The organism is Streptomyces sp. NPDC001480 (assembly GCF_042894725.1).
GTDB lineage: Bacteria > Actinomycetota > Actinomycetes > Streptomycetales > Streptomycetaceae > Streptomyces.
On record NZ_JBIAVX010000011.1, the window covers coordinates 324,599 to 343,757 of the forward strand.

Genomic DNA, 19,159 nt, shown 5'->3' on the forward strand with positions numbered 1-19,159 from the left:
CGGATCACACGTCCCGCTTCTGCAGCAGCGCGTACGCCCCGGCGAACGCGACGGCCGTCACACCCAGCATGATCCACAGCGGGTCCCAGCCGGTCGGGCCGGACTGGCTCAGGGAGTTGGAGTAGAAGACGCTCAACTGGTTGGGGACCGAGTACTCGACCAGTTTCTCGCGCAGGCTGGACAGCGACTCGGAGAACATGAAGAGCGCGATCACCAGCGGGGCGAGCAGCGCACCGATCATGATGGTGATGGCGCCCGCCGAGTGCCGGATGATCGAGCCGATCACGAGCGACAGCAGCCCGAGCAGGGCGATGTAGAGGCTGACGCCGACCGTGGCCTTCAGCCACTCCCCGCCGGAGGGGTCCTTGGCGCCGTTGCCGTCGAGCATGGACACCTGGGTCATGGCGACGAAGGACGCCGACGCCAGGGTGACCACGAACGCGACGACGAAGAACACGATCGCCTTCGCCGCGAGCACCCGCCCCCGGCTCGGGCAGGCCACCATCGTGGTACGGATCATGCCGGTGCCGTACTCCGAGGCCGTGGTCAGCACGCCGAGCGTGATGATGCACATGCTGCCCAGCAGCAGCCCGAAGAAGCCCAGGCCGAGCGGGCTCTCGCCCTCCAGGTCGGAGGAGGAGTTCGACACCAGTGCGCCGGCGGCCAGCCCGATGCCGATCACGAGCAGCACGAACACGCCCAGCGTCCATATCGTCGAGCGCACCGACTTGATCTTCGTCCACTCGGAGGCGATCGCGTGCCCGAGGTGCGTGCGCACCACCGGGATCGGCGAGGTGTATCCGGGATACGGGACTCCGGGCGCCGCCTGCCACTCGGGCGCGGCCGCTGGTGCCTGCGGCATCGGGGGCTGGTGGGTGCTCATCGGGCGTCCTCGGGCTTGGTCAGGTCGGCGGGGGCGGAGTCAGCGGCGGCGGTGGGCTTGGGTGATTCTGCGGCCGGGGCAGGGGCCGGGGGCTGCTGCTGCGGCGCGGGCGGGGTCGCCGGGGCGGCGGGTGCCTGCGCCGGCGGCTGGGCGTAAGGATTCGGCTGACCGGCACCGGGAGCGCCGTACGCCCCCGCGGGTGCTCCGGGGCCGCCGTACGGCCCGGCGGGCGCCCCGCCCTGCTGGGGCGGCGGCGGGGCGTACCAGCCCGGCTGGCCCTGGCCCGGGACCGGCATGGGCGGCTGGGCGCCGGGCGGCAGCGGCTGGTGGAGGCCGGCCTTCTGGTCGATGGTCGAGCGGTAGTCCACGGCGCCCTGCGTCATCCGCATGTACGCCTCTTCCAGCGAGGCCTGATGCGGGGACAGCTCCCAGAGCCGTACGTCCGCCTCGTGCGCGAGGTCGCTGATGCGGGGCAGCGGCAGCCCGGTGACCCGCAGCGCGCCGTCCTGCTCCGGCAGCACGTGTCCGCCGGCCTCGGTGAGCGCGGAGGTCAGCTTCTCCCGCAGCTGCGGCTCGGTGTCCGGGGTGCGGACCCGCGCGAAGTCGGCCGAGTTGGCCGAGATGAAGTCCCTCACGCTCATGTCGGCGAGCAGCTGGCCGCGGCCGATGACGATGAGGTGGTCGGCGGTGAGCGCCATCTCGCTCATCAGGTGGCTGGAGACGAACACGGTCCGCCCCTCCGCCGCCAGCGCCTTCATCAGGTTGCGCACCCAGAGGATGCCCTCGGGGTCGAGGCCGTTGACCGGCTCGTCGAACAGCAGCACCTGCGGGTCGCCGAGCAGCGCGGCCGCGATGCCGAGCCGCTGGCCCATACCGAGGGAGAAGCCCTTCGAGCGCTTCTTCGCCACGTCCTGGAGGCCGACGACCCCGAGCACCTCGTCCACCCGGCGGGCCGGGATGCCCGACAGCTGGGCCAGGCACAGCAGGTGGTTGCGGGCGTGCCGGCCACCGTGCACGGCCTTGGCGTCGAGCAGCGCGCCGACCTGGCGGGGTGCGTTGGGCAGCTTGCGGTACGGATAGCCGCCGATCGTCACCGTGCCCGCGGTCGGGTTGTCCAGGCCGAGGATCATCCGCATGGTGGTCGACTTGCCCGAGCCGTTGGGCCCGAGGAAGCCGGTCACGGCGCCCGGTCGCACCTGGAAGGAAAGGTTGTACACGGCGGTCTTGTCGCCGTAGCGCTTGGTCAGGCCGACAGCCTCGATCATGCTCCGCACCCATCGAAAGGATCAGGACAGCAGGGCACACGCCCCCGTAAGGGTTAGGAGGATATCCGGGCGCTGACGGTTCCGCCCAAGGGCGAGTAAAGCCGAAGCGCTCCGCTCACCGAGCAGCACATGGCCGCCCGCCCCCCGAAAGCACCCTGACCGCCGACAGGGCGTGGGCCGGTGGGATCTACGCCCCGCCGCCCCTACCCATTCCCGTCCCCAGGGGCTCCGCCCCTTCGACCCCGTCAGGGCTCGGCCCGACGTTCACGACCCACAGCACCATGATGCCCAGCCCATCCCGGGGCCCGTACGGGTGTCGTCGCCGAGGCGGGGGACTGCCCGCACGATGCGGCGGTGGGCCTGGTCGGGTGGGTGTCGGTCGGACTTCTGTGCCGGGTGTGCGGCCGTCAGGCGTCCCGCTTCCGCAGCAGGACGTAGCCGCCGGCGACCGCCGCGACGACCCACAGCACCATGATGCCCAGCCCGCCCCACGGCCCGTACGGGGTGTCGTCGCCGAGGCGGGGGACCACCTGCATGATGCGGCTGCCGGCCTGGTCGGGGAGGTAGCGGCCGATCTTCTTCGTGGCGTCGACGTTGCCGAGGATGTTGGAGATGAGGAAGAAGAACGGCATCAGGATGCCGAGGGACAGCATCGGCGAGCGCAGCATCGCGGCGACGCCCATGGAGAACACGGCGATGAGGGTCATGTACAGCCCGCCGCCGATCACCGCCCGCAGCACCCCGGGGTCGCCCAGCCGCGCCCGGTGGGGGCCGAGCACGGCCTGGCCGAGGAAGAACGCGGCGAAGCTGGTGGCGAAGGCCACGACCAGCGCGAGCCCGGCGGCCACCGCGATCTTGCTGAACAGGAAGGTGCCGCGCTGCGGTACGGCCGCGAGCGAGGTGCGGATCATGCCGGTGCTGTACTCGTTGGACACGACCAGCACGCCGAACACGATCAGCGCGAGCTGCCCGAGGGTCATGCCCGCGAAGCTGACCAGGGTGGGGTCGTAGGAGAGCCGCTCCCGGACGGGCATCCTGTCGTACTGGCTCCTCGACAACGCCGAGATCAGCATGCCGACGGCGACGGTGACGACCACGGCGAGGGACAGCGTCCACACCGTGGACGCGACGGACCGGATCTTGGTCCATTCGGACCGGACGACATCGACGGCGGCCATGACGTCACACGCCCCTCTTCCGGTCGGCGCCCCAGCCCTTCGGCACGGGCGCGGTGTCGCTGTGCGCGTGGTACTCCACCGACTCCGCCGTCAGCCGCATGAAAGCCTCCTCCAGCGAGGCCTGCTGCGGACTCAGCTCATGCAGCGCGATCCGGTGCTCGGCGGCCAGCTCGCCGATGAGCTCGGCCTTCCCGCCGTCCACCTCCAGCGCCCCGCCGCCCGCCTCCACGACCGTGATCCCGGCCCCGTGCAGCACGTCCAGCAGCCGCTCCTGCTCGGGACTGCGGACCCGGACGTACGCCCGCGAGTTCCGCCGGATGAACTCGGACATGGAGGTGTCCGCCAGCAGCCGCCCCTGCCCGATCACCACCAGGTGGTCGGCGGTCAGCGCCATCTCGCTCATCAGGTGCGAGGAGACGAACACCGTCCGCCCCTGCGCGGCCAGCGATTTCATCAGGGTGCGGATCCAGTGGATGCCCTCCGGGTCGAGCCCGTTGACCGGCTCGTCGAACATCAGGATCCGCGGGTCGCCGAGCAGCGCCCCCGCGATCCCGAGCCGCTGCCCCATCCCCAGCGAGAACCCCTTGGCCTTCTTCCGCGCCACCGAGGTCAGCCCGACGGTGTCCAGCACCTCACGCACCCGGCTCTTCGGGATCCCGTTGCTCTGTGCCAGGCACAGCAGATGGTTGTACGCGCTGCGGCCGCCGTGCACGGCCTTGGCGTCCAGCAGCGCCCCGATGTACGTCAGCGGGTCCTTCAGCTGGTCGTAGTGCCGGCCGTCGATGCGGACGTCCCCGGCGGTTGGATGGTCGAGCCCCAGGACCATCCGCATGGTCGTGGTCTTCCCGGCCCCGTTCGGCCCGAGGAAGCCCGTGACGATGCCCGGCCGTACGGCGAAGCTCAGGCCGTCGACCGCCAGCGTCTCGCCGTACCGCTTGGTCAGCCCGTCCAGCTCGATCATGCGGCCACGCTAGAACGGGACGAAGCCCCCTGCCACCGGGGGAGTGGCAGGGGGCTTCGACCGCGCTCGGTCGCCGAGAGGACGGGTGTTACCGGGACTGCTGGGCCGGGACCCCGCGGGAGATCGGCTCGTCCTCGGCCGGCGAACCGGCCGCGGCCACCGCGGCGCCCGTGAGCGTGGCGAGCATCTCGCGGACGTTCGTCAGCTGGGCGTTGATGCTGTCGCGGCGGTTGGTGAGCGCCGCGAGCTCGCGCTCGGATTCCGAGCGGATGCGGTCGGCCTTGGCGTTGGCGTCGGCCACGATGTCCTCGGCCTGGCGCTGCGCCGTCTCGACGGTCTGGCGGGCACGGCGCTCGGCGTCGGTGCGCAGCTTCTCCGCCTCCAGGCGCAGCTGCTCGGCGCGGTGCTCGATCTCCGCGAGACGCTTCTCCGCCTTCTGCTGACGCGAGGCCAGGTCGCGCTCGGACTGCTCGCGGCGCTTGGCCAGGTTCGTCTCGAAGTCGGCGGCGGCCTGCGCGGCCTTGGCGCGGGTCTCCTCGAAGAGGGCGTCCGCCTCCTCACGCTTGGACTGCGCGTCCTTCTGCGCCTCGGCCCGCAGCTGCGAGGCGTCACTCTTGGCCTTCTCGACGATCCGGACGCCCTCGTCCTCGGCCTTCGCCTTGCGCTCCGCGGCGAACGACTCCGCGTCGTTGCGCACCTGCTGGGCCGACGACTCCGCGAGCTCGCGGTGCTGCTCGGCCGCGCGCCGGGCCTCCTCACGCAGATCCTTGGCCTCCTCCTCGGCGAGGCGGAGGATCTTCTCGACCCGCGCGCCGAGACCCGCGTACGACGGCTCGGCGTCGGTGATCTGGGCCTGGGCGTTCTGGGTTTCGAGATGGAGCTCCTCGATGCGCTTTTCCAGAGCGGTGATGCGGGCGAGAGCGCTGTCACGGTCGGAGACGAGCTTGGAGATCCGTTCGTCCACCTGAGCGCGGTCGTACCCACGCCGCACAAGCTCGAAGCCGTAGGGGGAAGTGTCGCTCATGGGGTTCCTGTCGAATGAGACCGGTGAGGTGATAGGTCGAATCCTAGGGGCCGAAGCGGTGTGTCATCGAGCGGATACGTGTTTGATCTGGAGAATGACACCTCTTTTGAGTGGCTGACGCCCGGACGACTTGCAAATGATCAAGCCGGGTACGGGATCAAAGTACCCAGAAGGCATCAGAACCCACCCTGTCCGCTAGCTGTCTGACGACTTGCCACCCGATCGAGGCGGCCCCACGGTGGCACCCGCCTTGACTCCGCCGTCCTTCCCGGACGACGGGGCCTCAAAGGACTCCAACGCCTCCAACACGTCCTGGACACGGGAGATCTCGGCGTTGATGTCCTCGCGCCGGCGCACCAGGACCTCCAGCTCGCGCTTGCCCTCCTCGACCGTCCGCCGCGCCTCGCGGATCGCCTCGGCCTTGAGCTCCTCGGCCTCCCGGACGAGCGAGGCCTTCTTCTGCTCGGCCTCCTTGAGCAGCCCCTCCGCCTTCTTCACCGCGGCGATACGCACCTTGCCCGCCTCGGAGTTGGCCTCCGAGACGATCTCCTTGGCCTTGGCCTGCGCCTTGGCGTGCTGCTCCTCGGCGGACTTGATGAGCGCGTCGCAGCGGTCGCCGGTCGACTTCATCGTCTCGGCGGCCTCGCGGCGGGCCCGCTCGTGCAGCCCCTCGATCTCGGCCGTGATCCGGTCGCGCAGCTCCTCCGCGCGCTCCCTGATCGCGGTGGCGTCCCGGCGGGCGCCGACGAGCAGCTCGTCCGCGTCCGTACGGGCCTTCTCCACCGTCGCGTTGCCCTCGACCCGCGCCTCGGACACCACGCGCTCGGCCTCCTGGCGGGCCACGCCCACCATCGTGTCGGCCTGCGCCTCGGCTTCCGCGGTGGTCTTCTGCGCCTGCTGCTGCGCCTCGGTCAGCAGCTTGTCGGCCTCGGCCGTGGTCTCCGTGATCAGCGTGTCGACCTGCTCGGCCGCCTCCGAACGCCGCTTGTTGGCGTCCTTGCGGGCCTCGTCCAGGGTCCGCTCGGCCTCCTCGCGGGCGGCCGACAGCATCCGCTCGGCCTGCTCCTCCGCGTCCGCCTTCACCCGCTGCGACTCGCTGCGGATCCGCTCCGCGTGCGCCTGCGCGGACCCGACCGTCTCGGCCGCCTCGGCCCGCAGCCGCTCCGCGTCACCGGAGGCGTCCGCGATCAGCTTCTCGGCCTTGGCCACCGCCTCGGCCCGCACCCGGTCGGCCTCGGCGGCCGTCTCCGACTGGAGCCGCTCCGCCTCGGCGATCGTCTCCGTCTGGAGCCGCTCGGCCTCGTTGCGCGCCTCGGTGATGAGCGTGTCCGCCTGCGTCGCGGCGTCCGAACGGATCCGGTTGGCGTCCTCCCGGGCCTCCGCACGGGCGCGCGCCGCGGACTGGTCGGCCTCGGCCAGCGCGTCCGACGCCTCCGTCCGCACCCGCTGGGCGTGCGCCGCCGCTTCCGTACGCAGCCGCTCCGCCTCGGCGATCGCCTCCGCCGTCATCCGCTCGGCCAGCGCCTTGGCGGCCTCCGACTCGTTCTGCGCCTCGCGGCGCAGCCGGCCCGCGTCCTCGCTCGCCCGCTCCCGCTCGGCGTACGCGTCGGCGCGGACCCGGTCCGCCTCCTCCTCGGCCTCCCGCCGGGTACGGTCCGCCGCGTGCTCGGCGGCGGAGCGCAGACCGGTGATCTCCTCCTGCGCCTGCTCGTGCAGCCCGGCGACGGAGTCCCGTACCTGCTGGGCGTGGAGCTCGGCCGCCGACACCATCTCGGTGGCGCGCCGGTCGGCCTCCTCCACCAGCCGGACCGCCTCGGCCTGCGCGTCCTCCACGCGCCGGCGCGCGGAGGCCAGCAGTTCCTCGCTCTGCTCGCGGGCCCGCTCACGCTCCTGGTCGGCCTCCGCGCGCGCGGAACCGAGCAGTTCCTCGGCCTCGCGGCGACGGCGGGCGGCCTCCTCCTGGGCGGCGGCCAGCGTCTCGGACGCCTCCGTGGCCAGCCGCTCGGCGGCGGCCTGCGCCTCGGCCCGCACCCGGTCGGCGGTGTCCTGGGCCTCCGACTTCAGCCGCTCGGCCTCGGCTGCGGCGTCCGACCGCAGGCGTACGGCGATGGCCTCGCCCTCGGCCCGGGACGCGGACGCGTCGGACGCGGCCTCGTCCCGCAGCCGCTCGGCCTCCGTCTCCGCCTGCTGCTGGAGCGTACGGATCCGCTCGGCGGCCTCCGCGCGCAACCGGTCGGTCTCCTCGCCGGTCTCCCGGCGGATCCGCGCGGCCTCCTCACGGGCGTCCGTCAGGGCCTGCTCGGCGGACGCGAGCCGCGCCTCCGCCTCCTGGTGCAGCCGGCTCAGCTCGTCGGCGGCCTCCGCCTGCCGGGCCTCGGCCGCCCGCTCGGCCTCCTCGCGCAGCTCGCGCGCGGCCTGCTCGGCGTTCGAGGTGATGGTCTCGGCGAGCTCCACCGCCTCCTCGCGGGAGCGCTCGGCCTCCGCGCGGGTACGCTCCAGGGTCTCCTCGGCCTGCCGGCGCAGCGTCGTCGCCCGCTCGATGGCCTCCGTACGGACCTTCTCGCTGTCCGTCGTGGCCTTCTGCCTCAGCTCGTCCGCGTCCGCCTTCGCCTTGGCCAGCAGCTCCTCGGCGGACTTGGCCGCCTCCTCGATCTGCACCACGGCCTCACGCCGGGCCTCGGCGCGGATGCGCTCGCCCTCGGCGACCGCGTCGGAACGCAGCTGCTCGGCCTCTCCGCGCAGCCGACGGGCCTCCTCCTGGAGCTCGACCGTCTTGGCGCGGTACTCCTTGGTGTCGTCCTTCGCCGCACCCTTGAGCTGCTCGGCGATGTCGTGCGCCTCGCCGCGCAGCCGGTCCGCCTCGGTCTCGGCCTCGCGGCGGATCCGCTCGGCCTCCTCGGCCGCGGCCTTGGTGGTGTTCCGGGCCTCCTCGGCCGCCTTGTTCAGCACGTCCTCGGCGGTCTTCGCCGCCTTGGACAGCTGGGTCGCGCTCTCCTCGGCGGTGAGCGAGCGGGCCTTCTCGGCGGCCTCCGCGACGATCTTCTCGGCCTCCGCGCGGGCGTCCGCGACCAGCTGCTCGGCCTCGGTCCTGGTGTTCTCGGCCTCCTTGGTGGCCTCCTCGACCAGCCGGGCGACCTGCTCCTTGGCCGTGCGAGTGCGCTGCTCGTTGGTGCTCTCGGCGCTGGAGAGCGCCTTGGCCGCGGCCTCCTTGGCCTCCGTGACCAGCTTCTCGGCCTCGGTCTGCGCCTTGCGCAGGGCGTCCTCCGCCTCGGCCATGCGCTGCTCGGCGGCCCGGCTCAGCTCACCGGCCTGGCGGCGGGCCGCGTCGGACTCCGTCGCGGTGGAGCTGCGCAGCTGCTCGGCGTGGTCGGTGGCCTCCTGCGCCTGGGTGGAGGCGGCGTTCAGCAGCCGCTCGGCGTCCGTGCGGGCGCGGCGCAGGAGTTGCTCGGCCTCCGCGCGGGCCGCCTCGGCGTCGCTCTGGAGCCGCTGCCGGGCCTCCGCGGTCAGCCGTTCGGCCTCGGCGCGGGCGGCGGCCATGGCCTGCTCGGCCTCGGCGCGGGACTCCTCGAGGAGCCGGCGGGCCTGGGCCTCCGTACGCGCCCGCAACTGCTCCGCCCACGCCACGTTCTCGTTGACGTGCGACTCGACCGTCTGGCGCCGCTCGGCGAGCTCCTGGTCCAGCTGCTGGCGCCGGGCCACGGCCTCCGCGTGCAGCTCGGCCTGGAGCCGGGCCGCCTGCTCGGCGTGCTCCTGGAGGATGCGCTGGGTCTGGGCGCGGGCCTGGCTCAGCTCCCGTTCGGCGTCCTGGCGCAGCTGGTCGGCCTGGATCTGGGCGTTGCGCAGCAACTGCTCGGCCTGATAGCCGAGGTCGCCGCCGGCGAAATCGGGCCGGGACATGATGGTGCGCCGCGCCTCGTGCAACTTGGCGCGCAGCACCTCGACCTGGTAGCCGAGGTCCTCGGCATGCTGGATCGCCTTTTCCCGCTCGGTCTTCAGCCGCTTCATCTCGGCCTCGAACCGAGAGAGGTGGTCGACGTCAGCCGCCGGCTCTCGCTCCTGGCTCTCGTAGCCCCGCACTGCGCGGTCCCATCCGTCCCCTGGTCGCGTGCCTGATCAAACGAGCTCCGTCCATCCGCCGAACGGGGCCCCCGGGGAATGGTGTCAGATCAACGGCGGAGCATGGGCTACTGCCCCGACGCTCGTCCCCCGAAACCCGGACCCCGGCATGCGGTCGTCTCCGTTTCCGGGACGACCGCCCCCAACCCTACCGGCCTCCATGTACGAGGGTCAGTGCTCAGGTGACTCAACAGGCGCGGATGTGACGAGTTCTGTCAGTACCCCATGGCAGTCCTTGGGGTGCAGGAAGGTGATCCGCGACCCCATGGAGCCACGTCGTGGCTCCTCGTACAGAACGCGTACGCCCTTCCCCCGGATGTCCGCGGCGTCGGCGTCGACATCGGCCGTACCGAACGCGATGTGGTGGACGCCCTCGCCGTTCTTCGCCAGCCACTTGCCGACCGCCGAGTCCTCGCGGGTCGGTTCGAGCAGCTGGAGGTACGAGGCGCCGCCGTCGGACGTCTCGTTGATCTTGAGCATGGCCTCGCGCACGCCCTGCTCCTCGTTGACTTCGGTGTGGAACACCTCGAAGCCGTACGTGGCCCGGTAGAACTCGACGGTCGCGTCGAGGTCGTGGCAGGCGATCCCGATGTGGTCGATTCGCGTCAGCATGGTGTTAGTGGAGCGCTCCTGGGATGGTTACGCAACGTGCGCGCGATCACACCGACGGCCGGGTGACGGGGTGCAGTACCGGTCAGTACATTCGAAGTAAACCCTCGTTCACTCCTCAGCTTTGTGCAGCTGGAAGGGGATTCCACCTCATGTCAGCATCGAACGGCACGACCTCCGTCATCGTCGCGGGTGCCCGTACCCCGATGGGGCGGCTGCTCGGCTCGCTCAAGTCATTCTCCGGGGCCGATCTGGGCGGCTTCGCGATCAAGGCCGCCCTCGACCGTGCGGGGATCGGTGGCGACCAGGTGCAGTACGTGATCATGGGCCAGGTGCTCCAGGCCGGAGCGGGCCAGATCCCGGCGCGGCAGGCCGCGGTCAAGGCGGGCATCCCGATGAGCGTCCCGGCGCTCACCGTCAACAAGGTGTGTCTGTCCGGCCTCGACGCCATCGCCCTCGCGGACCAGCTGATCCGCGCCGGTGAGTTCGACATCGTCGTCGCCGGCGGCCAGGAGTCCATGACCAACGCCCCCCATCTGCTGCCCAAGTCCCGGGAGGGCTTCAAGTACGGCGCCGTCGAGATGCTCGACGCCATGGCGTACGACGGCCTGACCGACTCCTTCGAGGGCGTCGCCATGGGCGAGTCCACGGAGAAGCACAACACGCGGCTCGGCATCAAGCGCCCCGAGCAGGACGAGATCGCCGCCCTGTCCCACCAGCGGGCCGCCGCCGCGCAGAAGAACGGCGTCTTCGAGGCCGAGATCACCCCGGTCGAGATCCCGCAGCGCAAGGGCGAGCCCGTCGTCTTCAGCAAGGACGAGGGCATCCGCGGCGACACCACGGCGGAGTCCCTGGGCAAGCTGCGCCCCGCCTTCGCCAAGGACGGCACCATCACCGCCGGCTCCGCCTCGCAGATCTCCGACGGCGCCGCGGCCGTGGTCGTCATGAGCAAGGCCAAGGCGCAGGAGCTGGGCCTGGACTGGATCGCCGAGATCGGCGCGCACGGCAATGTGGCGGGCCCGGACAACTCCCTGCAGTCGCAGCCGTCCAACGCGATCCTGCACGCGCTGAAGAAGGAGGGCCTGGAGGTCTCCGACCTCGACCTCATCGAGATCAACGAGGCCTTCGCCGCCGTCGCGGTGCAGTCAATGAAGGACCTCGGGGTGTCAACGGAAAAGGTGAACGTCAACGGCGGCGCCATCGCCCTCGGCCACCCGATCGGCATGTCCGGTGCCCGTCTGGTCCTGCACCTCGCCCTGGAGCTGAAGCGCCGGGGCGGCGGGGTCGGCGCGGCGGCGCTGTGCGGCGGCGGCGGTCAGGGTGACGCGCTGATCGTGCGCGTGCCCAAGGCCTGAGCGCGTTCTCTGTAGGTCCCTTTCGCGAACGGAGCTGTGATGCAGGACGTCTCCTCTCTGGTGGCCCAGGCCAGGGAAGGCCGGCCGCGGGCCGTGGCCCGGCTGATCTCCCTGGTGGAGGGGGCGTCTCCGCAGCTCAGGGAGGTTATGGCGGCCCTGGCGCCGCTGACCGGGAACGCGTACGTGGTCGGTCTCACCGGCTCCCCGGGCGTCGGCAAGTCGACGTCCACGTCGGCGCTGGTGACCGCGTACCGCAAACAGGGCAAACGGGTGGGGGTCCTCGCGGTGGACCCCTCCTCGCCCTTCTCGGGCGGCGCGCTGCTCGGCGACCGGGTCCGCATGTCGGACCACGCCTCCGACCCCGGCGTCTACATCCGCTCCATGGCCACGCGCGGCCATCTGGGCGGTCTGGCCTGGGCGGCCCCGCAGGCGATCCGTGTGCTGGACGCGGCGGGCTGCGACGTGGTCCTGGTCGAGACGGTGGGCGTCGGCCAGTCGGAGGTGGAGATCGCCTCCCAGGCGGACACCTCGGTGGTCCTCCTGGCCCCGGGCATGGGCGACGGCATCCAGGCCGCCAAGGCGGGCATCCTGGAGATCGGTGACGTGTACGTCGTCAACAAGGCCGACCGTGACGGCGCGGACGCGACGGCTCGAGAGCTGAACCACATGCTGGGGCTCGGCGAGTCCCGGGGCCCCGGCGACTGGCGCCCGCCCATCGTCAAGACGGTCGCCGCCCGTGCGGAGGGCGTCGACGAGGTCGTCGAGGCCCTGGAGAAGCACCGGGCCTGGATGGAGGAGCGCGGAGTCCTCGCCGAGCGCCGCCGCGCCCGCGCCGCCCGCGAGGTCGAGACCATCGCCGTCACCGCCCTGCGCGAACGCATCGCCGACCTCCACGGCGACCGCCGCCTCGGCGCACTCGCGGAGCGGATCGTCGCCGGCGAGCTGGACCCGTACCGGGCAGCGGACGAGCTGGTGGCGGGCCTGACGGAGAGCTGACCGCCACCGGTTCCTCGCCCCCGCCGCCCCTACCCATCCCCATCCCAGGGGCTCCGCCCCTCCAACCCCACCGAGGGCTCCGCCCCTGCACCCTGGCGGGGCTGCGCCCCTGGACAGCCGGGGGGTGTGCTCACCGGTTCTGGCTGGGCTTTTGCCTCCTGCCCCCTGGCGGGGCTGCGCCCCTGGACCCTGGTGGGGGCTGCGCCTCTGCGCCCGCCCGGAGGCTTAGCCTCCTGACGCCGCTGCAGGGCTGCGCCCCTGCAGCCCGGTGGGGCTGTGCCCCCTGCACCTGGCAGGGCTGCGCCCCAGGACAGCCGGGGGGTGTGCTTACCGGTTCTGGCGGGGCTTTGCTCCCTGCACCCTGGCGGGGCTTTGCTCCCTGCACTCTGGTGGGGCCGCGCCCCTGCACCCCGTTCGGGGCTTTGTGTTTCTGCGTCCTGGCGGGGCTGCGCCCCTGCGCCCCGTCTCGGGGCGCAGGGACTCCCTGTGGCGCGGTTGCCTGTCCCCTGGCGGGGGCTTGGGTCACGTGTCGGCCTGCGTCGGCGTCCCGGTCGGGGGCAGGCGCCGGTGCCCTGGCGGGGTGCCCCCTGCACGGGCTGCGCCGCGGCTGTGCTCCGTCTGGTGCTGCGCCTGGCTTCTGGCCGGGCTCAGCCCGTGCCCCGTCTCGGGCGCCGGGCCCTTGCCCGGGCCTTCCTCACCCCGGTGCTGGTGCCGCGCAGCGAAGCGGCAGGCGAGACCTGAACACCCGCCTGCCGCTTGGCACCGCCCCCGGTCAGGTCAGGGGCGTCCCCGTTGGCCTCGCAGGTGGTCGGCGATGGGCTTCAGGGCCTTGTCCAGTTCCGTCAGGGCCTCCGGCGACAGCAGGTCGATGAAGTGCTTCCTGACGGACGCCACATGATGTGGGGCGACCTTCTTCATCGTCTCCATGCCGTGCTCGGTCAGGACGGCATAGAGCCCGCGGCGGTCCGACTCGCAGTTCTCGCGGCGGACCAGGTTCGCGTTCTCCATACGGGTGATCTGGTGCGAGAGCCGGCTCTTCGACTGAAGGGTCGCGGACGCGAGGTCGCTCATCCGCATCCGTACGTCGTCCGACTCGGACAGATTCACCAGGATCTCGTAGTCGTTCATCGTCAGGCCGAACGGCTGCAAGTCCTTTTCGAGCTGGTACGTCAACAGCCTGTTGACCTCCAGGTGGGTGCGCCAGGCGCACTGCTCCGCATCGGTCAGCCAGCGCGTGGCCGTCTCGGTCTCCATGAATGAAGTCTACCTAAAATGTTGAAATGCGAACTAGTGAGGGTGGTGTGACTGTGCGCACGCGTTCGATGTCACACTCCGCAGACTACCGCTCACAGCCCGAAGCGACGCTGGAGGTCCCCCAGCTGTCCGGGAAGGCGCGGTGCCGCCGACGGTTGCGCTCCGTGTCCATCCGGTGCCCCCGCGCCACCTCCGGGCACGCCCGGCTGCTGCGGAACCGCCCCCGTCGCCTGCTCCGCCATCAGCGTCTCGGTCGACTGGAGCAGCACCGTCCCGGCCCCCACGAACTCGAACTGATGCTCCTCCCCGGAGGCCCCGCCGAGCCCTGTCATCGCACGTAGACCGCCCATTACGCCCGTGAGGTACCCGTGGTCGTAGTGGTGGCACGGCGACGGGCAGTCGGCCCAGCCGACGAGCGCCTGCGGGTCCACCCGGATGGGGGGTTCCATGAACACCACCGGACCGTTAGATGCGGCCACGAACTTTCCGGTTCCGATGAGTGTCAGAAAACCCGGCACGATCGACTGCTTGAGAGCAAGACTTGGCTGAAAAGCGAGCAGGTTGCCCGAGCGAATGGTCAGGTTGCCGTCGTCCAGGTCGTATGAATTGACGTCGAACGCCCGGTCGGCGAGCAGCATCTTGCCCGACCCCGACGCCACGACCCAGTCGCTCGCGTGCAGAGGCGAATGGAACGACGTACGGACAAGTCGGTCGAGTCGCCCGTGCCCGATCCCGTTGAACTCGATCGCCCCGTAGTAGGCGATCATCTTCCCCTTCTGGAGGAACCACTCGGCGCTCTTGAGCTCCACGCAGAACGTGTACTTGTTGACGTTGTCGTCGACGGGCAGCGTCATGGGGTCGTACACCACGGGGCCGCCGGGCCCGCCGGGGGTTCCGTACCCGCTCACAGCTTCTCCTCCGAGGCCTGGACGAACACCGTGCCGTTGCCGCTGAGCTCCAGCTGGAACGCCTCGCCGGAGCCGCGCCCCACCATGTCGCGCCAGCCCAGAGCCGTGGACAGCTTGTTGCGTACGTCGCCGTGATGGGCGACGTACGCCTGCGGGTCGACGTGGACGGGCCGCTGCGGTGTGATCGGGACCTCGAAGACCCCGCCGTGCGCCATCACCGCCACCGCCCCCTGTCCCTGGAGGGTCGTGGTGAACAGGCCCTGCCCGGTGACCTGCCCCCGGACCATGCCCATGACCCCGCCCTGCGAGCCCATGAACATCGTCCCCTGCCGCAGGGTGCCCTCGAAGGCCAGCAGCCGGTCCGCCTCCACGTAGAGGGTGTCGCCGGAGAGGTTGATGACGTGGACGTGGTGGCCGCCGTGCCCGAAGAAGACGGTGCCGCTGCCCTCCACGGTCATGAGGGGCGTGGCCTCGCCGGCGACGCGCCGCCCGAGCATCGACATGATCCCGCCCTGCCCGCCCTGGATGTTGGGCGTGAAGGAGACGTCGCCCTTGTAGGCGAGCATCGCGCCGCGCTGGCTGAACAGCCGCTGCCCGGGCACGACTGTGGCCTCCACCATCTTGGAGTTGATCTCGCGGAGCGTCATCTCACACGTCCCCCGCGATCGTGTTCCGCTCGCTCGGCTGTACGTACACCAGCCCGTCCCCCTCGAACCGGATCTGGAAGGCCTCGCCGCCGCCCTCTCCCAGGAAGGTGCGGAAGCTCACACCCGACTGGAAGGACTGCCGGACGTTCCCCTGATGGGCGATGTAGGCGCCCGGGTCGACGATCAGCGGGTACTGGGAGCTGACCCGGAGCACGACCGCCGGCCCGTCGGACGTGATCGCCGCCTGTCCGTGCCCCTCGACGGTCGTCGTGAACAGCCCGTTGCCCTGGGAGGCGCCGCGCAGCCCCGTGAAGGTCGTCCCGGTGCGCAGCCCGGCGTCGGTCGCGAGCAGGTTGCTCGACTCCACGTACAGCTTGTCCCCCTGGAGGGCGACGAGGTTGATCTCCGAGGCCCGGTCGGCGAACCAGCACGTCCCGTGGCCCTTCACCTCCATCACGGTCATCTGCTCACCGGTGAGCCGCCGGGTCACCATCCCCCGCAGACCCTCACCGCCCCCGCTCAGCTTCTTGAAGGCCATCTGGCCGTCGTACGCGACCATGGAGCCGTTCTTCGCCTTCACGGCATCACCGGTCATGTCGACGGCGAGCACCTTGCTTCCTTGAAGTCGGAACATCGCCACGGAGTGAAGGTAGCGGTGGACAGAGGGGACGGACAGACCGTTCCTGGAACTAGGGACTGAGCGGGAGTGAGTCCTGGTGCCAGGACTCGTGCTCAGCCGCGTGCCCCGAGCGGTTGTGGGCACGCTGGTCGCCCGCTTTCGCTCCGCGTCCGGCGCCGACGGATCGTGTCCGTGGTCCGGGAACGCGGGGGCGGGTTCCCTCACGCCCCGGGACGCCTGATGCGGCCTGGACGGTCCGATGCCCCACCGCATCACTCCGGTGTGGTGGGGGCGGTGCCGTCCGTCGCCGGATCGGGTGTCCCAGGGCGCGTCGTCCGATCGCCACGGCGGCGGCCTCGTGGCGTGTGGTGGTGCGGGTCGTGGTGGTCAGGGGCCGTTGCCAGTGCTGGGCGCCCCAGCGGCTGGTGTAGGCCGGGTCGACGGCAACCAGCGGGATGCCGAGTTCCGCGGCCATGGTCACCAGCCTGCTCCGCAGCCTGGCTGTGGGCATACCGGAGATCAGCCGGCGGAACTGCTTGCGCTGCCCGTGCTTCTCCCGGGACTTCTCCGCCTGGAAGTCCAGGTCCTCGATCGCGAGTGCCAGGCCGTGCCGCTTGGCCCAGTGCAGCAGGCGGATCAGGGCGTGCCGGATTTGGGCGTCGCGGTGCGGTGCGCTGCCGGACAGGTCGTAGTCGAACCTGCGGGGCTCACCGACCGGGTTGCCATGTGTGTCCAGGCGCCAGGCGGCCAGGTGGTCGGCGTTCATGTCCACACCGGCCAGCCCCGAGGTGCGGACGGCCTCCAACGGCACCATCGTCACCGGCGGCTTCTGCCAGGAGGCAGTCAGGTACCAGCGGCCACGGCCGATGTCGTGGTGGAGGCGGTAGGCCACGGCACGGTTGGCGGTCACGCGGTCGGCCCACTGCTCGCCCCGGTGCCGGAAGCCGACCCGGCAGGCGAGCACGTACCGGCCGTGCGGCGCGTTCGCCAGGTGGGCCAGCGGCGCGGGCAGTTTGATGCTCACCTCACCGTCCGGACTGACCCGGATCGTCTCGTTGCCGTACCGCTTGCCGGACTCGCCGTCGGCCTGGCAGAACCAGCGCTTCGCCCCCCAACGCAGGCGCCATCCGGCCTCGCTCATGTGCGCGGCCTGAAGGTTGTGCCGGGCGCGCAGCAGCTTCCGCCCGCCGCGCACCACCCGCACGCGCCCGGCCTGGCACTGGGCGCGTTCCTGTTCCAGCCGGTCTTCGAGCAGGCGCAGGCGTCGGGACTTGGCGAACCACTCCTGCTTCGAGCGGTAGCCGCCCGGTCGGCCCTTGGAGCCCTTTGCCCCGACCGGCAGCGAGAGCCGGTGCGTGGTCGTGTCCACGCCTGCCTGGAGGTTGTGGACGTGGGCGAGCTGACCGCGCCTGGCCAGCGCCCACTGGTCGTGCGTGGCCTTGGTGATGCTGCCCGCCCAGCGGGAGGAGGACTCGCCGGTCAGAACACGTTTGCGCTCCGCCCACTGATCACTGTCGTGATCCAGGGCCGCGGCGCAGCGGGCCTTCAGGTCGCGGGAGGCCAGGGACCCGAGCAGGTCACCGACCAGGCGCAGGATCTTATCATCCTGTGCGGTCAGGCCCTTGAGGCTGTCGCGGATCGCCACCCCGGACGGGCCGGGCACCACGAACGAAGCTGCCACCACACGCAACCTGTCCACCGCCATTCCCGTCCCGTGCCGAAGAACCCGTCACGACGCTCAACGAACACCTCGCGCAAAGGTCACACATTCGATGCAGGAACTCGCGTTCCACACCCAGGCGCGCGCACGATGTGCCCGAGGCGCTCACTCATACACACCAGAACGCGCCCAAGCACAGTCAAGCAGCAGCAGTTCGCCACCCCTCTCGCGGAGGCCGGGCGGTCGTTTGTCACAATGGGGCGAAGCTTGTGCTTCCGTTCACAAGGCGACCGCGTCGTCAGCGACTCTCCCACCGAAGGTGACCCGTGGACCTCAAGACAGCCTCCGCCATCCGCCGCCTGCGCCTGGTCTCCGTGCCGGAGGGCATCTCCTGGATCGTGCTCGCGTCCTGCACGGTGATCAAGTACACGGTCGCCTCCGGCTTCGACGTCGCCCCCGTGCTGGGCCCGATCCACGGCGTGCTGTTCATCCTCTACGTGCTCTTCTGGCTCGACGCCTGGAACCGCACCAAGTGGGCCAAGGGGACGGGGGCCATGTACTTCGCCTACTCGATCATCCCCGGCGGTGGCTTCGTCGCCGAGCGCAGGCTCCGCCGTGAGGCCGAGGACGCGGTCATCGCCGCCCGCGCCCGCAAGGAAGGGGTCGTGAACGCATGATCGTCGCCTTCTCCGTGACGCCCCTCGGCGTCGGCGAGGACGTGGGGGAGTACGTCGCCGACGCCGTCCGCGTGGTCCGCGAGTCGGGCCTGCCCAACCGAACCGACGCGATGTTCACCTCCGTCGAGGGCGAGTGGGACGAGGTCATGGACGTCGTCAAGCGTGCCGTCGCCGCCGTCGAGGCACGCGCCCCGCGTGTGTCGCTGGTACTCAAGGCCGACATCCGTCCCGGTGTGACCGACGGCCTCACCTCCAAGGTCGAGACGGTCGAGCGGCACCTGGCCGGCTAGCTCCGCCCGCCCAACCCCCGGCCCCGTGCCGGGGGTTTCTCATGTCCGCCCGCACGCACACCTCTTTGACCGACCTCTTTGAGCGACTGCTCAAAGAGGTGTAGCTTCCGTTGGGCAGGTGGTTGAGCGGTCGCTCAAACGGCCGGTCCTGCCGACGACAGGGGGACACGACGATGGCGCTGCGAGCGCTCCACATCGAGACGCGCATACGGGCCGATCTCGACGAGCTCCGGGAACGCACCCAGGAACCGTCGCAGCGGCGACGCTGGGCGTCCCGCTTCGCCTTCGTCGACGACTGGCGCTGTGTCCCCGACGCCGACGGCGTCCGCTTCCTCGTCGGCCACGACCACCGGCTGCTGCCGCGCCCGCTCGGCGGGTGGGCGACGGCCTGGTCCCTGGACCGGCTGAGGCTGTGGGCCGAGCTCGGCGTCACCCCGGAGCGGGCCCGCCGGAACTGGCTGGCCGAGCTCGTGGTCCGCGCGCTGGTGCTCACCGTCTGCGCCACCGGTCTGAGCCTCGGCCCCGCCAGTCCCCTCTTCGGTCCGCTCGGCGCCGCCGTGTCCTTCCTGTGCCCGCTGCTCCTCGTCGTCGGTGTCTTCCTCGCCCTCTTCAAGGCGCCCCTGTCCTGCACCCCGGCCGCCCGCCGCTGCCGGCGCACCCCGCCCCCGCCCGTCGGCAGCCCGTGCGTCCTGCGCACCCTGGGGAACCGGTCGTGAG

General features: G+C 71.3%; 17 protein-coding genes. 5 read left to right on the forward strand and 12 right to left on the reverse strand.

Annotated features, from left to right (window positions below; genetic code table 11):
* Window positions 1-4: 4 nt before the first annotated feature.
* From ACFY01_RS28135 to mce, 7 genes are all read right to left on the reverse strand, one after another.
* Window positions 5-883, reverse strand: a complete 879-nt coding sequence (locus tag ACFY01_RS28135; RefSeq protein WP_390738518.1) for an ABC transporter permease — start codon at window positions 881-883, stop codon at window positions 5-7.
* Entirely contained in the window at window positions 880-2,148 is a 1,269-nt protein-coding gene (locus ACFY01_RS28140) for an ABC transporter ATP-binding protein (protein ID WP_390738519.1), read from the reverse strand. Before ACFY01_RS28140 ends, ACFY01_RS28135 begins: the two co-directional genes overlap by 4 nt.
* Before the next feature lie 407 nt (window positions 2,149-2,555).
* Complete coding sequence (locus ACFY01_RS28145) at window positions 2,556-3,326, reverse strand: ABC transporter permease (RefSeq protein WP_390738520.1); 771 nt, start codon at window positions 3,324-3,326, stop codon at window positions 2,556-2,558.
* A 4-nt stretch (window positions 3,327-3,330) separates the two neighbouring features.
* Window positions 3,331-4,287 (reverse strand): ABC transporter ATP-binding protein, encoded by a 957-nt coding sequence (locus ACFY01_RS28150; RefSeq protein ID WP_390738521.1) that lies wholly within the window; start codon window positions 4,285-4,287, stop codon window positions 3,331-3,333.
* 88 nt (window positions 4,288-4,375) lie between these two features.
* Window positions 4,376-5,311, reverse strand: a complete 936-nt coding sequence (locus ACFY01_RS28155; RefSeq protein ID WP_132853419.1) for a cellulose-binding protein — start codon at window positions 5,309-5,311, stop codon at window positions 4,376-4,378.
* A 195-nt stretch (window positions 5,312-5,506) separates the two neighbouring features.
* The gene (gene scy / locus ACFY01_RS28160; RefSeq protein ID WP_390738522.1) at window positions 5,507-9,388 is read right to left on the reverse strand and encodes a polarized growth protein Scy; all 3,882 of its coding nucleotides are present in this window, start codon (window positions 9,386-9,388) and stop codon (window positions 5,507-5,509) included.
* A 210-nt stretch (window positions 9,389-9,598) separates the two neighbouring features.
* A complete protein-coding gene (mce, locus tag ACFY01_RS28165) occupies window positions 9,599-10,039 on the reverse strand; it encodes a methylmalonyl-CoA epimerase (RefSeq protein WP_390738523.1) in 441 nt (146 codons plus the stop codon).
* A gap of 149 nt (window positions 10,040-10,188) precedes the next feature.
* On the opposite strand from mce, the gene ACFY01_RS28170 reads away from it, so the two are divergent.
* On the forward strand, window positions 10,189-11,391 hold the full coding sequence (locus ACFY01_RS28170) for an acetyl-CoA C-acetyltransferase (protein WP_390738524.1): 1,203 nt from the start codon (window positions 10,189-10,191) through the stop codon (window positions 11,389-11,391).
* 39 nt (window positions 11,392-11,430) lie between these two features.
* Window positions 11,431-12,387: a methylmalonyl Co-A mutase-associated GTPase MeaB gene (meaB, locus tag ACFY01_RS28175; RefSeq protein ID WP_390738525.1), complete on the forward strand. Its 957-nt coding sequence runs from the start codon at window positions 11,431-11,433 to the stop codon at window positions 12,385-12,387.
* 777 nt (window positions 12,388-13,164) lie between these two features.
* Here meaB and ACFY01_RS28180 read toward each other — a convergent pair.
* The 5 genes from ACFY01_RS28180 to ACFY01_RS28200 form a co-directional block, all read right to left on the reverse strand.
* Window positions 13,165-13,641: a MarR family transcriptional regulator gene (locus tag ACFY01_RS28180; RefSeq protein ID WP_361454448.1), complete on the reverse strand. Its 477-nt coding sequence runs from the start codon at window positions 13,639-13,641 to the stop codon at window positions 13,165-13,167.
* A 92-nt stretch (window positions 13,642-13,733) separates the two neighbouring features.
* Entirely contained in the window at window positions 13,734-14,495 is a 762-nt protein-coding gene (locus ACFY01_RS28185) for an AIM24 family protein (RefSeq protein WP_390738526.1), read from the reverse strand.
* A 50-nt stretch (window positions 14,496-14,545) separates the two neighbouring features.
* On the reverse strand, window positions 14,546-15,196 hold the full coding sequence (locus ACFY01_RS28190; RefSeq protein ID WP_390738527.1) for an AIM24 family protein: 651 nt from the start codon (window positions 15,194-15,196) through the stop codon (window positions 14,546-14,548).
* A gap of 1 nt (window position 15,197) precedes the next feature.
* A complete protein-coding gene (locus ACFY01_RS28195; RefSeq protein ID WP_390738580.1) occupies window positions 15,198-15,830 on the reverse strand; it encodes an AIM24 family protein in 633 nt (210 codons plus the stop codon).
* 55 nt (window positions 15,831-15,885) lie between these two features.
* Window positions 15,886-17,520 carry an IS200/IS605 family accessory protein TnpB-related protein gene (locus ACFY01_RS28200; protein ID WP_390738528.1) on the reverse strand — a complete coding sequence of 545 codons (1,635 nt, stop codon included), beginning with the start codon at window positions 17,518-17,520 and terminating at the stop codon, window positions 15,886-15,888.
* Window positions 17,521-17,801: 281 nt separating this feature from the next.
* Here ACFY01_RS28200 and ACFY01_RS28205 point away from each other — a divergent pair, with 281 nt between their 5' ends.
* From ACFY01_RS28205 to ACFY01_RS28215, 3 genes are all read left to right on the forward strand, one after another.
* On the forward strand, window positions 17,802-18,152 hold the full coding sequence (locus tag ACFY01_RS28205; protein ID WP_390738529.1) for a DUF3817 domain-containing protein: 351 nt from the start codon (window positions 17,802-17,804) through the stop codon (window positions 18,150-18,152).
* Window positions 18,149-18,442 (forward strand): MTH1187 family thiamine-binding protein, encoded by a 294-nt coding sequence (locus ACFY01_RS28210; protein WP_234762221.1) that lies wholly within the window; start codon window positions 18,149-18,151, stop codon window positions 18,440-18,442. Before ACFY01_RS28205 ends, ACFY01_RS28210 begins: the two co-directional genes overlap by 4 nt.
* 173 nt (window positions 18,443-18,615) lie before the next feature.
* Complete coding sequence (locus ACFY01_RS28215; RefSeq protein ID WP_390738530.1) at window positions 18,616-19,158, forward strand: hypothetical protein; 543 nt, start codon at window positions 18,616-18,618, stop codon at window positions 19,156-19,158.
* Window position 19,159: the final 1 nt, after the last annotated feature.

Coding starts and splice junctions, on each gene's coding strand:
- ACFY01_RS28135 (WP_390738518.1), bottom strand. CDS start 883: ATGAGCACCCACCAGCCCCCGATGCCGCAGGCACCAGCGGCCGCGCCC.
- ACFY01_RS28140 (WP_390738519.1), bottom strand. CDS start 2,148: ATGATCGAGGCTGTCGGCCTGACCAAGCGCTACGGCGACAAGACCGCC.
- ACFY01_RS28145 (WP_390738520.1), bottom strand. CDS start 3,326: ATGGCCGCCGTCGATGTCGTCCGGTCCGAATGGACCAAGATCCGGTCC.
- ACFY01_RS28150 (WP_390738521.1), bottom strand. CDS start 4,287: ATGATCGAGCTGGACGGGCTGACCAAGCGGTACGGCGAGACGCTGGCG.
- ACFY01_RS28155 (WP_132853419.1), bottom strand. CDS start 5,311: ATGAGCGACACTTCCCCCTACGGCTTCGAGCTTGTGCGGCGTGGGTAC.
- mce (WP_390738523.1), bottom strand. CDS start 10,039: ATGCTGACGCGAATCGACCACATCGGGATCGCCTGCCACGACCTCGAC.
- ACFY01_RS28170 (WP_390738524.1), top strand. CDS start 10,189: ATGTCAGCATCGAACGGCACGACCTCCGTCATCGTCGCGGGTGCCCGT.
- meaB (WP_390738525.1), top strand. CDS start 11,431: ATGCAGGACGTCTCCTCTCTGGTGGCCCAGGCCAGGGAAGGCCGGCCG.
- ACFY01_RS28180 (WP_361454448.1), bottom strand. CDS start 13,641: ATGGAGACCGAGACGGCCACGCGCTGGCTGACCGATGCGGAGCAGTGC.
- ACFY01_RS28185 (WP_390738526.1), bottom strand. CDS start 14,495: ATGACGCTGCCCGTCGACGACAACGTCAACAAGTACACGTTCTGCGTG.
- ACFY01_RS28190 (WP_390738527.1), bottom strand. CDS start 15,196: ATGACGCTCCGCGAGATCAACTCCAAGATGGTGGAGGCCACAGTCGTG.
- ACFY01_RS28195 (WP_390738580.1), bottom strand. CDS start 15,830: ATGTTCCGACTTCAAGGAAGCAAGGTGCTCGCCGTCGACATGACCGGT.
- ACFY01_RS28200 (WP_390738528.1), bottom strand. CDS start 17,520: ATGGCGGTGGACAGGTTGCGTGTGGTGGCAGCTTCGTTCGTGGTGCCC.
- ACFY01_RS28210 (WP_234762221.1), top strand. CDS start 18,149: ATGATCGTCGCCTTCTCCGTGACGCCCCTCGGCGTCGGCGAGGACGTG.
- ACFY01_RS28215 (WP_390738530.1), top strand. CDS start 18,616: ATGGCGCTGCGAGCGCTCCACATCGAGACGCGCATACGGGCCGATCTC.